Raw genomic sequence first — 14,462 nt, forward strand, 5'->3', positions numbered from 1 at the left:
CCCTCAGTTGTAAATTGCGTTTATACACAGTTTATGTAAAAAGAAAGAAATATAATTTTATCTTCGTGTAATTTAAATTAACACTTGATAATGAAAAGAAACCTATTATTTGCCGCCTTATTATTTGGCGCACTTATATCCTGCAAGAAGAAAAGCTTTACAGAAGAACCAATTGCACCTACCCTTCCTCCAATTGAACTGGGCTATTCAAAACTGACTACCGAACAACATAAACAAGCATTAGAGCAAAACGGGCTTGATTTCATCAAAAAAATCAACACTTTACCAGATGAGAAATTTATCTCACTAATTGAGCGCCTGGGTGATTTAGACCTGGAAGCCTTAAGCAATACTATTATTGGCCGTGAATTAGAAGCGATTGCTTTCGCTGGTAGAAACAAAGATGCAGCAAGACTATTTTCTGCAGTAACGACTAATAGCGTAGCTAAAACAACCGATTTAAGCGATTATTACGGCATTTATAACTGGGATAGTAAAACAGAAGCATGGATTAAAACACCTTCAACCAGTAAATTTGAAGTGCATTACCCAAGTACAGCTGCAAGCAAAACTAATGACGCCTTGCTAACCGCAAGTTACACGGCTTCTAAAGCAGCACTCTATGTTGATGGCGAAGCTTATGAATTACCAGCTGCTACAAATGTTTCCTTATCTGTTAGCGGAAAAGAAGAATTGAAATTGGCTGGTCTTTATGAGTATAAAATAAATGGCAGCACAGACGCTACACCAACAAAAGCAGAGGTAAGACTAAATCTAGGAAGTTTCCAATTAATTGTAACTGCTGGCAATGACACTAAAACATTAACCAGTAGAGTAGTTTTAGCAAAAGACAGCAAAGAACTATTAAACCTGGTTAGTATCGGAAATCTTAATGGTAGTTATCCTAACATTGAAGATTTAGAGACTGTAGCAGAAGTGATTAAAGATGCGAATATGACTTTCGATGTGATGAATATCCGACTTACCGGTCAGGCAAACATCAAAGTGATTCAAGATGACTATGACGCAAATGATATGCTTACTGAAAAAGAATCGAGAGAGAAACAAGTAGCAACCATGAACAAAAACTCTTCTTTATTTGCGGTGTACAAAGATAAAAACGAAGTTTTCGCAAAGAACGAATTTGTTATGGTAGAAGATAGCTTCCCTAGTTATGACTACGATCCTGCAACAGGCGACAAGATTGATGTTATACGTACAAGATACTACTTAGAACCACGTCTGGTATTTAACGACGAATCAAAAGTGAGCTTAAAAACTTTCTTTGGTAAAGGATTCAGCAAGTTCATTGATGAATTTGAAATCTTTACCAACAAATTCTAAAAACAAATTTGATTTTAAAGCTCAGAACCAACACCACAAGGCCGGTTTTCTAAAGAGAACCGGCCTTGTTATTTTAAAGTTTATTTGGCGATAAGACGATAGATTTTTGAGGAATATCCGCACCATATCCCTACTCCGGGACCATTAATATTCGTTTCCAATGCTTTAGCGCTGCCTGCTAATGGGTTAGAACCATTCATCAATTCATCCTGTAAACTCTTCCAAAAATAATAACCACTGGCAGGAACCGCCGATAATTTCACCATTACCGTATCTCCTGCCTCATAATAAGGATCGTGCTTAGTAGTTAGATTATTTACAGCCCCCCTATTTACCTGCATCTCTAACTTTTTGCCATTGAAAAACAAATCGTCATGATTGCCCAGCAAAGTTGGCGTAAAAACAGTTTCTTTTTCTAGTTTCGAGTAAAGCCTGTAATAATTCACTTCATTTGGGGCATCCATAATCTGCACATTCAACTGCCTTTTGTTTTTCGGTTTTTCGGTAAACCAGAGGCTATCGATACTTACCGGATTTGGGATTTCCGTTTCCGCGGTCAGCGTATTCCCTGCATATTCTACTTTCAAACTGTATTTACCCCCAACTTTACCTCTTAAACTTGTGCCTCTGTACAAAAAATAAGGGAAGTATCGTTTATCTGTGGTTGCAGTGAGCACCTCCCTTTCATTACCACTGCTAACCGTTACTTTCGCGTAACGAATAATCACCTCTGCCAGTTGTGCAGAATCTACAGCCGTAAAAAAAGGAAGGTTATGGGTCAGGATTACATAAGGAAAATCACCCTCTTCAATCCAGCCTTCTACCACAAACTTTGGCTTATAAAGCCCTGGATTTATCTCCTTTTTACAAGCATAAAACAAGGAAAGCAATCCGATCAATAACAGCGTATTCCGAAAACTCATCATTTGAAAACTATTTTATAATTTATGGAAGGAAGAATCGGCAGCAAAGCGATTGACCTCTCTTGTATAGACACTTTACCCGTGGTTAAGCTACCTCTGGCGATATAATAATTGAATATGGGATTTTTACGGCTGTACACATTATATACCGATAAAGACAGGAAGCTTTGGTATTTCCCTTTGGCCGGAAATTGATGGGTAGCCGATAAATCCATACGGTGATAAGTAGGCATCCTTGCCGCATTATAGGCTCCATATTCATTGATTACATTGCCTGCAATCAAATACCTGCTGATCGGTTTCGTATAGGCATTACCTGTTGCCAGCGTAAACAGGGCCGATAAAGACCAGTTGGCTTGCAGCTTATAATTGGCTACCGCAGTCAGGTCATGCGTCCTGTCGTATTTAAATGGAAAGGTGTACCCCTCGTTAAGTCCTTCAAAAGTCCGGTCGGATTTAGAAATCGTGTAACTAATATGCCCGGTAAACCTCCCTTTCGTCTTTTTAAAATATAACTCCGAACCATAGCTACTCCCTTTTCCAAGAAAAACATGGTCTTCAATCTTCACGCTATTTGATAAATTCATCAATCCGCCAGAGAACTCCACTATATTTTTCATATCCCTGAAGTACAAATCTACATATCCTTCATAACCTGCATCTGCCCATTCCTTAAAAATCCCGAGGCTATATTGGTTGCCTTTTTCGGGTGGAATCTGCGAAACGGAAGGAATCCAGAAGTCGCTGGGGAAGTTAGAAGCCGAAATTGGGATCAGGTGTATCGTTTGTACATTCCTCGAATACGCGAATTTTAAGGCAGTGCTGTTATTCAAATGATACTTTACCGTTAGCCCCGGCTCCATAAAAAACGTATCACTTACTGTTTTTCCACTAGCAACCGTAGTAACCAGGCCATCAGAAGCAGTTGTACTATAAGGCCCTTTATGGCGGTAATAAGTCATCCTTAAACCTGCATAAACACTTAAACGCTCTGAAAATTTAAAATCATCACTCAGGAAAACAGCGGTTTCATCTGCCATATAAGTATTTGGCTTTCCGTAATCAAACTCCATGAATTTGTTTTTAGAGGAAGGCGTATTCGGCACAAACTTATGCTGAATCATACTTAAGCCTGCTTTCAGCTGATGGGCTCCAAAATAGGCCTTTAAAGTGGAGCTATAATTAAAGTCGGTAATTGCCGAATGAACGCCTACCTCCAGCCCCTCCTGTTTCATCCCAAAACTAAAACGGTAACCGCTATAACTAGCCACCGTCTCCAGATTCAATTGATTAGAAATCATCCTGTTCCACTTTAAAGAAGCAGCACTATTTTGCCATTTCATTCCGTTAGCGATATCAAACCGGATCATTTTAAGGCCAAAATCATCACCGCCAACATAAAACGCAGCAAATAACTTATCTTTTTTTGTTAAGGCCAGGGCCGTGGAAAAATTCAGGTCGTAGAAATCGTAATTCAACTTATTTCCAGACTCCTCATCTGCGCTGAATTTATTGACAATCGGCCAAACCGAATAATTCATAAAGGTTTTCCGCATCGTAGTGGCCACAGACCATTTACTGGTAATCGGGATTTTAAGGTTTATTTTAGCGGCCAGCACACTCAATTCTCCATCTACCAACAAAGAATCGGCAATCTGCTGGTCGCTTTGTATATCGACTACTGAGGATAAACGACCACCGTATTCGGCAGGGATACCCGATTTATAAAACTTAACTTCTCCTACGGCATCGCTGTTAAACACGGAGAAAAAGCCCAGTAAATGAGAAGGATTATAGATCACAGCATGATTAAAAAGCACTAGATTTTGTCCGGAACCACCGCCACGAACAAACAAACCGGCATTTCCTTCACCCCCATTTCCCGACCCCGGAAGCGTCTGAATGGTCTTGATTACATCAGATACGCCCAGAAAACCGGGTGCATTTTTTAAATCTGCCTGCTTCAACAAAGAGAAATTATTCAGGTTACTTTGCATAACCGAACCTTTGGTACTACTAATAGTTACCTCCTTAAGTTGGGCCGCATCAGATGTTAAATAGAAAATTTCCTGTTGATTTTGCCGGATCGAGAGGGAAATACTCCTCTCCTGAAAGCCCGGATAACTGATAAGAACCTGACATATCCCTTTGTCTAAAGCGATCTTAAAATACCCGTTTTTATCACTATAAAATTCTTTTTCAATAGCTGGAAAACGCAACAACGCTCCGGAAACCGGCTGTTTACTCCCCGCTTCTTTTACAAAACCCGATAAGAATACTTTTTGAGCATCGGCAGAAAAATTAAACAGCAGGAAGAGCAGAACGAGAAGCGATTTGAGCATAAATAATAAAAATGGGCTAACGCGGTATTACCTGTAAATAACGGCATTATAAAACATAATTAACCTCATTAAAGGAAAATAAATCAAGAAACAGTAAAAATTATATAGTGGTTCAAAGTAGGAAAACAACATATCTTTGGCCTTCAAAATAAACCACAATGCTTTTTAAAAATTCCGCTTATTTTATGGGTCTGATGGCTTGCAGCCTGACTATAAATGCGCAAACCACCACAACCTCCAGATCACAAGCTGATACCACCAGAAAATTAAATGAAGTGATGGTACAGGAAAACCGCCTTCAGCTTCCATTTTCGAAACAAAATAGAAACATCTGGATCATTGACAGGGAAAAGATTCAAAGCTTACCAGCAAGGTCAATTTCCGAACTACTCAGCTACGTATCTGGCGTAGATGTTAGACAACGTGGCCCTGGTGGTAGTCAGGCCGACATCAGTATAGACGGTGGTACTTTTGATGAAACCTTAGTGCTCCTCAACGGCGTTAAAGTTTCTGATCCACAAACCGGTCATAATATGATGAATTTACCCATTTCCATGGATGATATCGACCATATTGAAGTCCTGCGTGGCTCTGCATCCAGAGTTTACGGCATTAATGCGCTTACCGGAGCAATCAATATTGTGACCCGTAAAGTGCAAAAAACCGGCATCTCGGCCAATGTATTTGCAGGAAGCAGCTTCAAACAGCAAGAAGGAGATGGTGGTATTTACCTGAATTCCGGTCAATACGCCAGCGGTACACTCGCTTTAAAAACTTCCAGTCATATGCTTTCCATCGGACAGGAAACCGGCAATGGTTACCGCTACAATACCGCTTTCAACAACCAGAAACTGTATTATCAGGGAAAAATACAGGTCGGAAAATCGGATCAGCTAGACATCATGACCGGTTATATCTACAATAAATTCGGTGCAAATGGTTTTTACGCAGCTCCCGGTGACAAGAACTCCGAAGAAACTGTAAAAACAGCCCTCGCTTCCCTGGCCTATACCACAAAAATCACTGAAAACTGGACGATGATTCCAAGGATCAGTTACCGCAATAATGTGGATGATTACCTATATAATAAGCAAAAAGAGGGTTCTAAGCCTAACCACCATGCCACCAATGTCTTAAATGCAGAACTAAATAACACCATTCAAACTTCGATAGGAACATTTGGCCTTGGATTGGAAGCCAGAACGGAATACATCAAAAGCAGTAGTCTTGGAAAAAGAAACCGCAGCAACAGCGGCTTTTTCGGAGAATATAAATTTGAACCTTTCAAAAAATTATCGGTTAATGTTGGTGCTTACACCAATTACAACACGGATTATGGCTGGCAGGCATTTCCAGGCCTCGACATTGGCTACGACATTTACAGCAACTGGCGTATCTATGGAAATTTAGGAACCGGACAACGCCTACCCACCTATACAGACCTGTATTATACCGGACAAGCCAATATTGGCAATGACCAGTTAGTTCCCGAAAAATCTAAATATGCAGAGGCTGGTATCAAATTTAATAATGCTCATTTCTCTGGAAATGCCAGCTATTTTACACGAAGAATCGACCAGTTTATTGATTGGGTAAAAACGAATATAGACGATCCTTATCAACCACAAAATTACAGTCGAGTGAGTACAAACGGGCTAACTTTAAGTGGAGATTACCGTTGGGCAAATCCTTCGGCCACCGGGATTATCAACGCTTTCCGATTGGGGGCCTCATATACCTACCTGGATCCGGAGATTAAAACCACCATTCCAAATGTGAACTATTCAAGATATGCCTTGAGAAGTCTGAAAAATCAATTGAGCGGAACCTTAAATACCACTTTCTGTAAGGTGATGAATTTAACACTTGCTGCCCGTTATCAGGACCGCATCACCTACAAAGATTACACCGTTGTAGATGCAAAGATAGCCTATAAACAAGCGCATTATAGTATTTATGCCGATGCTGCCAATATATTTAATACTCAATTCATTGAGGCGGAGGCCATTCCAATGCCAGGTACCTGGTATACTTTAGGCTTTAAACTGAATTACTAAGCTTTTGCTGAGGAACGGCGCGGATGATGTCCACAATTCCTTCTTTATGGATAAAGTACATTCCCAGACGTTCCTCAGATACCCCTTCTTTAAGCCGGTAAGTAAATACCGGCTTTTCCTTTTCAAAGAAAGTATCCAGATATTTGAAAGAGATATGCCCGATTTTCTTTAGTGGATTGGCAAGCTCAACAAGGTGAGTAGAAATGAAAAACACAGAATTACGAATGGCTGCGAGTTCAGAAATGATCAATAAGGAAGCGTCATAGGCGTCTTTCACATTTGTTCCTCTAAAAAGTTCATCAAAAATGATGAACATGCGGTCGTTTTCCAGGAGCGAGCTTGCTGCTTCCTTAACCCGTTTTACTTCTGCATAATAATGGCTGAGGCCTTCTTCGATCTGATCAGGTAAGTTAATAGTGGTCAGCAGTCCGTTAAAAATACTGGTCTTCATGGAGGTTGCAGGAACCGGAAATCCCAGATGCGATAAATAAACGGCAAGTCCCAGTGATTTCAACAGGGAAGATTTACCCGCCATATTAGAACCGGTGAGTAAGACCATGTTTTCCTGTTGACTCAAAAAAATGTCATTTCTAACCGGATGATCGATCAATGGATGTGCGAAACCCAGCAATTCTACCTCCATATCCTCGTTTTCCGAGTATTCAGGAAAGCAAAACTCCTTTTTCCCAGCCAATACGGCAATCGTTTCAAAAGCATCAAGCTCATAAACCAAGGCAACCAGGCGAAGCAACGCTTCCTTGTCTTTTCCACGAAAACGGTGATCCAGCTTGCTCACCTGATAGAATTTCAATTTTTTACGGGAGGAACTCATCGCAGTCTTCAGACTCTCCAAAAGGAGGATGTTTTTCATTTCTTCCAGCTTCATACTCAGATACTCCGGAACATTTTCCAGATCCTGTTCTGCTATAAAACGGGAATGATATTTCAAAAGACTGATCAGGTATTCCAGCCCTTTAGTCACGATATAATAGTCGTTGGATGTTTTCTTACCAAGGAAATCGACCAGCGAATCCAGCATATTATTTCTGGAAAGCACTTTTTTGAATTTTAGGTAATAGCTGATCAGGTCTAGCTGTTCACTTTTGATCTCTAAATGCAGTTGATGGTCCTGAAAATATTGGATGGCAGATTTACGCCCATTCAGCAAGCGAATATCACAGGAAGGGTTTTCCATCATTTGCTGAATTTTTTCCTTTCCTCCTAATGTCCTCGTAGATTTGAATAAACTAAAAATGGTATCTGCTCCTCTCGCATCCGAAAATATGTTCAGGTCTTTATAGGTTTGCCGGTCCATCTTAAAATTCATCATCATGATATCAAAGTCGTTTTAGTCATTTATGCTTTAACCTTTTCCTGATTTAGGCTCAAAATCTATTTCAATATAGCAACAATGTTTAGTTTCGTTCCATTTACATGATCATTTAATTAAATAATTGAGAGAAGTTCACAAAAATAAATTGATATCCTATCTTCGTTATCAGATTTCAGGAATAGCCTAATTATTCCCTGTAAAATCAAGCTCCTAAAATCAGCGCGAACAAAAAGAACCACAAAAATTAATATGGAAGAAAAGTCTACCCGAGCCAAAATATCATGGCCACTAAAGGCAATTATTGCTGCTGTTTTTATCCTTGGCATAGGTTATTGGATATTCGAAACTGGCCGGTTTGATGTGGCAGCAGGAAATCTGTCTACGATCACTACAAAAAACACCTCCGATAAAAATAATCCCGGAAACACGGCGCAACGTGCAGAGGACCACCGTAATTTTGATTATACACCCGACAAACCGGTAAACGGCGAATATAAAGGTGTAGTGGAAGTTGGCGCTTCTGGATTCAATGCTTTCATTGTCAATATGGACAAAGAAAAACGTTGGGAAATCATTTCTAAAGACTTCGGAAAATCCTTCGTTTATGAAGGTATGGCCAGCACCATGGACATTAGAATGGGCTTAAAAGATTATATAGGTGGCATGTTTGATAAGGGAGTAAAATCTAAAAACATTCACTTTGTGATCAGTTCCGGCGCACAAAAAGAACCTAAAACCGCCATGATCTCTTCCGAATTGAAGAAAATGGGCTATATCGTGAATCTGGTGACACCAGAAGAAGAAGGAAAGTTAGCGCTGAAATGTGCCTTACCTGATGTTTATGCCGACAACTCATTTGTAGTTGATATTGGCTCTGGAAATACTAAAATCTGTTGGATAGACAAAACGATAGAATTTGAAGAAGCGCCGGGTTCAAAATACTATGAAAAGGATATGCTAGACCCGGTGGTGTATCAAACCGTTAAAAATGCGGCTGTAAAAATCCCTGATACCCGTCGCAAAGTATGTTTCATCATTGGCGGTGTACCTTTCGAACTAGCCAATCAAGGTCGCAAAGGCCAGGAAAGATATACCGTATTAAAAGATCCTTCAAAATATAAAACAGATAAAATCAAGATCAGAAGCGGCGTAAATATCTACCAGGCGATTAAGGATGCCACCAATTGCGATACTTTTGTATTTGATTGGGATTCCAATTTCACTATAGGCTTCCTGCTATCCATTTAATACTCCTGCGTTTTAACTAAAAATCACGCCATCTGGCGCAAGTACAGACGCGGGGATGAAACTCTGGAATTTGGGCTTCGATGAGGGCTTTTGCTCAGTTCTTCTAGGGCCTTGCAGGGCTAAATTGCCTGCAAACGCTGATCCAACACCGTGTCAGGTTCCGGTATTGTTACCCATAAACTAAATGACAATACCGGAACTATTAACCATGTATGGCTTCCTTACTGCCGTAACTCTGGATCAGTTCCCCTTCAAAATCTAACCATTCCTTCCAACGTGCATCCACATCTACATCAATCGTGTATTTACGGGCAAAATTCAAAAAGGTGGTATAATGACCTGCTTCCGATACCATGAGTTCATGGTAAAACTTCGCCAGTTCGGCATCTTTGATGTTTTGCGACAATACGCGGAAGCGTTCGCAACTCCTGGCTTCGATCATTGCAGCAAATAACAGACGGTCGATAAAAGCATTATTTCTACTCCCATCGCGGCGGCTAAATTTCATTAACCGACCTACATAATCATCTTTACGCTCCCTACCCAAGGTATATCCGCGTTTATTGATGATTTCAATCACCATTTGAAAATGTTGCATTTCCTCAATTGCAATGGCGGTCAGCTCTTCCACTAAATCCATATGCTCCGAGTTATTGGTGATCAGGGTAATTGCATTTGTTGCGGCTTTTTGTTCGCACCAGGCATGATCCGTTAATATCTCTTCTAAATTTGATTCTGCAATATTCGCCCAACGGGGGTCTGTTAATAGTTTTAATCCAAGCATGAGGGTATAAATAAAATTCTCCGCCTCAAAATTAGGAATAATCACAGGCTTTGCATTAAAAACATCTATTTTGCGACAATTTTAAAGAAATGACTGAAAAGAAAATATTGATCATTGGTTTAGTGTGGCCAGAGCCTTGCTCTTCCGCAGCGGGTACAAGAATGCTTCAACTGATTGATTTCTTTATGGCCCAGGGCGATCAGGTGACTTTTGCTTGTGCGGCTTCAAAAACGGAATACAGCTTTGACCTGAACCAAAAGGGAGTTACAGAACAGGTAATCGAGTTAAACAGCGATGATTTCAATGTCTTTTTACAGGAGCTTGCTCCGGATACGGTGCTTTTCGACAGGTTTGTAATGGAAGAGCAATACGGTTGGCGGGTGCAACAGGAATGCCCCGATGCACTGAGAATTCTGGATACGGAAGACCTGCATTGTTTACGCCATGCCCGACAACAAGCCCTTAAAACCGGAAAAGATTTTCAAACCACTGACCTGTTTACTGATATGGCGAAAAGAGAAATCGCAGCCATCCTTAGATGCGACTTGTCTTTGATCATTTCTGAAGTGGAAATGAAAATCTTAACAGAAACTTTTCATCTGGATCCTTCTTTAATCTATTACCTCCCATTTTTAGAAGAAATCCCCCAAGAAACCGACCTTAAAAACTGGAAATCCTATGAAGAAAGAGCCGGTTTTGTCTTTATTGGCAATTACCTACATGAGCCCAACTGGCATACCCTGCAAACTTTAAAAACCAGTATCTGGCCCGGATTAAGAAAAAAACTGCCTGGTGTACAGCTTCATATTTACGGGGCCTACTCCAACCAGAAAGTAATGCAACTTCACAATGAAAAGGAAAGATTTCTGGTGCATGGCCGTGTAGCGGATGCTAAGGAAGCAATATCACAGCATAAAGTCCTGCTTGCACCCATCCAGTTTGGTGCAGGTTTAAAAGGGAAATTCATTGATGCCATGTTAACCGGCACACCCAATGTCACATCCAGCATTGGTGCAGAAGCTATGAGCGGCGGAATAGCATGGAATGGCGCAATCGCTGATGATCCTGAGCTTTTCATAACCGCGGCTACCGAATTATATCAAATGAAAGATAAATGGCTGCAAGCGCAGCAAAATGGTCTTCATATCCTCCAGGCCAGATACAACAGAAATACCTTTTTAGTCGCTTTTGAAACAACCTTGAAAAACTTAAGACAGGAACTAAAAGCCCATCGCCAGCGTAATTTCTTTGGTCAGATTCTACAGTACCACAATGCCAACAGCACCAAATACATGTCCTTATGGATCAGTGAAAAAAAACGGCATCGCCCTTAGTCAGGAGCTCGGACAGGAAGATTTACAGCCGGCTCAGCCCTCCTTTTAAACGCCTGTTTTAACCGATAGGTAGTTCAAAAATCATGGTTGTTCCCTGGCCAAACTCACTTTCTGCCCAGATTTCACCCTGATGACTCTTCACAATTTCTGCACATAAATACAAACCTATGCCGAAGCCAGTGATGTGTTTCGTATCGACACTTTCAAATCGCTGAAACCTGGCAAACAGGTAAGGGAGATCCGTTTCTCTGATCCCCATTCCCCGATCTGTTACCGAAACCTGTGCTTTCGCATCTTTTTTACGACAATCCAGTCTGATATCTTTGTGATGAAGAGAATATTTAGCTGCGTTACTCAGCAAATTAGTCAACACCTGACCGATTTTATTCCGGTCGCCGGTTAGCCATAATTCCTCGCCCGGGTTAAAAGTAATGAAATGTGGGTCTATAATGGCTTTCACCTCTTCCATCACCTCAAGGATTAAGGTATTGAACTCAAAGATCGATTTTTCGACCACAATTCCACCGGCTTCCAATCTGGAAATATTCAGGAAACTATTGATCATACTCACCATTTTATTCACCTGCGTATCTGCCTTTTCTAAGGTTTCGACGGTAATGCTATCTTCATCCTTCCTCCCAATCCTTTTCATCAGCTGAACATAGGCTTTAAGCGAAGTCAGCGGTGTTTTCAGCTCATGACTCACCATGGCAATGAAATCATTTTTCAGCTGTTCTTCTCTTTTTTGCCGCGTATTATCCAGTACCGTACCAATAAACCGGCCCGGCATTCCCTGGTCATTAAAAAACAACTTACCTTTTGCCCGCACCCAGCGCATTTGCTGGCTATTGAGGCTCACCGTACGGAATTCCACATCATAATCTCCATTTTTCAATGGCCTTTTAAATGCGTTTCTCATCAGTTTGATAAGTCTGTTTCTATCGTCTTCATGCAAGGCACTCATAAATTCTCTGGCCTGATCATACACATCACCCTCACCAATTCCAAAGATTTCCTTGCAACGCAGGTCGCATTTCAGCACCCCATTTTCTACATCCATATCAAATACGCCCAGGTCGGCAGCTTCTATAGCCAATCGGCTTCTTTGCTGCTCCTGCAACAATTCGGCCCTGCCTTTTACCTGCTCCGTGACCTCGGCAGCCATAATAATAACCCCACAAATCCGCTCAGAACTATCTCTTAGCGGATGATAAACCATATTAAAATAGGCTTCAGTTAAGACACCATCCCTGGCCAATAGCATTTTAATGTCTTCATTATAATGAGAACGACCGCTACAATAAGTCTGACTAATCAAACTGAGTACTTCCAGTTTAATGGATTTAGGCAGTACTTCCGACATCTTTTTACCGATAATATCAACGGATTTACCCCATATTTCCAACATCATCGCGTTGGCCAGTTCTACTTTCAACTCCCTGCCTTTAAGCATAGCAATCGCAACCGGTGCATGGGCAAAAAACTCTCTGAGGTGTTTATTTGTCCAGTCTTCTACCTCCAGTTCAATCCTTTCTTTCCGCACCAACTCATAGGTAGAAGTTACATCAACGGTAGTATGTACGATATACGCCACATTCCCCTGATCATCCAGTACCGGAAAGTTAGTAGCCATCCAATATTTCACTTCATACTGATTTGTTCCACGAATGGGAATATCATATTTCAGCATGTTCAGTAAATGTTGTTGTTTGGTTTCCAGTACGGTTAGCAGGCTGTTGTAAAACACCTCGGTATTTCTGGAAGCAGGGTCGTTTGGATTTTCCGGGAATGCGGTCAGAATGGGTCGCCCTACCAGATCTTTGATCGTAGTAGCCGTTACTTTCAAATAAGCGTCGTTAGCTTCTATGATTGTAAAATATGGCGGATCCGGCTTCAATAATAATATTGGAGGTCCCGCTTTATAAAAAGCATCGAAGTTAATATTTGGTTTCAATGGAGGTTGAGGTAAGAATAGATGTAAATGTTCTCAAAAGTATTAAAACCTATGGGTTTAAGAAAGAAAGGCTTGTTTCACATTAGAATGTGCAACCAGAAAATGGGCTGTTATTAGTGTTCAGTAACCTTTTTCAGGAATTTCAGCGAACGGTTGAGGGCCATTTCCCCGGCCTCAGTATCCAGGTTAAACTGATATTCATGGGGCAATGGAGGTTGATATCCGGCATTAAAAAAGAGCGAATCTACCGGAACACCCTGACTGGTCAACTTCCTGGCCATAGCTAAAGATTGCGGAGCCAGGGGATCTGCATTCCCTACTGTTATAAAGGTTGGCGGGTATGCTTTGCTGATATAATTAATCACCGAAGCGGTTTTAAAAGCCTCCGTATCCAGGTCTTTTTTACCACTATAGGCCCATAATATGGCTTTTAAGAAGCCACTGAAATTTCCGCTAAGGTCTACTAAACTGGTATCATAAGGACCGCAATACAGGATCAATCCCGATAATTTTTCTTTGCCGATTACTGGCTGAATCCCCATTAAACCAGCATAATCAGCGTTATAAATGATATTTGCGGATTGAGCAGCAATGTGCGCGCCACCAGAATCGCCAGCAAGAATAAACCGGTTGGTATCGATATGAAAGCGGTTGGCATTTGCCATCAGGTATTGTAACGATCTTTGCGTTTGCTTTAAGGGCAAGGGATAAATCCCTCCGGGAGCTAAGGTATAATCGATAGCCGCCACTGTATAGCCCTTAGCTGCCAGTATCTTACAGTAATTAGCCATTTGGTCTTTGCTTCCGGCTACCCAGCCACCCCCATGAATCCATACAATTACCGGTAGTGTAAGGGCTGTTCCTACTACAGAAGAAGGGTAATAGACATCGAGTTTAGCCGTTTTATCCTGAGGAATGTACTGCTGGTCAAGTAGGGCTGAAACGTCCTTAGACACCCGCTTTTCAAGATTTTGATTTACTTTGATGCCTTCTTTATTGAAAACGTACCTGATCAGCATGGCATAAGGCCATGGGCTGACTTTGAAGGCAATAAAAGTAGCCAGCATTAAAAACACCAGCGTACTGCCGATTACAATAAGCGGTTTTTTAAACTTCATCAGCGCAGGTTATATTCTCCCAAGC

At 41.1% G+C, this 14,462-nt stretch carries 10 protein-coding genes; 4 read left to right on the forward strand and 6 right to left on the reverse strand.

Annotated features, from left to right (window positions below):
- Positions 1-90 precede the first annotated feature (90 nt).
- On the forward strand, positions 91-1,344 hold the full coding sequence (locus R2Q66_RS08990) for a hypothetical protein (RefSeq protein WP_316748034.1): 1,254 nt from the start codon (positions 91-93) through the stop codon (positions 1,342-1,344).
- Positions 1,345-1,424: 80 nt separating this feature from the next.
- Here R2Q66_RS08990 and R2Q66_RS08995 read toward each other — a convergent pair whose 3' ends face one another.
- Together R2Q66_RS08995 and R2Q66_RS09000 are read right to left on the reverse strand one after the other, a co-directional pair.
- Positions 1,425-2,270 carry a DUF4249 domain-containing protein gene (locus R2Q66_RS08995; RefSeq protein WP_316748036.1) on the reverse strand — a complete coding sequence of 282 codons (846 nt, stop codon included), beginning with the start codon at positions 2,268-2,270 and terminating at the stop codon, positions 1,425-1,427.
- Entirely contained in the window at positions 2,267-4,609 is a 2,343-nt protein-coding gene (locus R2Q66_RS09000) for a TonB-dependent receptor (RefSeq protein WP_316748038.1), read from the reverse strand. The genes R2Q66_RS08995 and R2Q66_RS09000 overlap by 4 nt, the downstream gene beginning before the upstream one ends.
- Before the next feature lie 158 nt (positions 4,610-4,767).
- Between R2Q66_RS09000 and R2Q66_RS09005 the strand changes: the two genes are divergently transcribed.
- Positions 4,768-6,666 carry a TonB-dependent receptor plug domain-containing protein gene (locus R2Q66_RS09005; RefSeq protein ID WP_316748040.1) on the forward strand — a complete coding sequence of 633 codons (1,899 nt, stop codon included), beginning with the start codon at positions 4,768-4,770 and terminating at the stop codon, positions 6,664-6,666.
- Here the strand turns inward: R2Q66_RS09005 and R2Q66_RS09010 are convergent.
- Positions 6,650-7,999, reverse strand: a complete 1,350-nt coding sequence (locus R2Q66_RS09010; RefSeq protein WP_316748042.1) for a MutS-related protein — start codon at positions 7,997-7,999, stop codon at positions 6,650-6,652. The genes R2Q66_RS09005 and R2Q66_RS09010 overlap by 17 nt on opposite strands.
- A 249-nt stretch (positions 8,000-8,248) precedes the next feature.
- Between R2Q66_RS09010 and R2Q66_RS09015 the strand changes: the two genes are divergently transcribed.
- A complete protein-coding gene (locus R2Q66_RS09015; RefSeq protein ID WP_316748044.1) occupies positions 8,249-9,247 on the forward strand; it encodes a hypothetical protein in 999 nt (332 codons plus the stop codon).
- 202 nt (positions 9,248-9,449) lie between these two features.
- Here the strand turns inward: R2Q66_RS09015 and R2Q66_RS09020 are convergent, their stop codons facing one another.
- On the reverse strand, positions 9,450-10,031 hold the full coding sequence (locus R2Q66_RS09020; protein WP_316748046.1) for a tRNA-(ms[2]io[6]A)-hydroxylase: 582 nt from the start codon (positions 10,029-10,031) through the stop codon (positions 9,450-9,452).
- Positions 10,032-10,120: 89 nt separating this feature from the next.
- Between R2Q66_RS09020 and R2Q66_RS09025 the strand changes: the two genes are divergently transcribed.
- Complete coding sequence (locus R2Q66_RS09025) at positions 10,121-11,365, forward strand: glycosyltransferase (protein ID WP_316748048.1); 1,245 nt, start codon at positions 10,121-10,123, stop codon at positions 11,363-11,365.
- Positions 11,366-11,423: 58 nt separating this feature from the next.
- Here the strand turns inward: R2Q66_RS09025 and R2Q66_RS09030 are convergent, their stop codons facing one another.
- Together R2Q66_RS09030 and R2Q66_RS09035 are read right to left on the reverse strand one after the other, a co-directional pair.
- Complete coding sequence (locus R2Q66_RS09030) at positions 11,424-13,319, reverse strand: ATP-binding protein (protein WP_316748050.1); 1,896 nt, start codon at positions 13,317-13,319, stop codon at positions 11,424-11,426.
- A 113-nt stretch (positions 13,320-13,432) separates the two neighbouring features.
- Positions 13,433-14,437, reverse strand: a complete 1,005-nt coding sequence (locus R2Q66_RS09035; protein ID WP_316748052.1) for an alpha/beta hydrolase — start codon at positions 14,435-14,437, stop codon at positions 13,433-13,435.
- Positions 14,438-14,462: the final 25 nt, after the last annotated feature.

The organism is Pedobacter gandavensis (assembly GCF_032677645.1).
GTDB classification, from domain to species: Bacteria; Bacteroidota; Bacteroidia; order Sphingobacteriales; family Sphingobacteriaceae; genus Pedobacter; species Pedobacter gandavensis_A.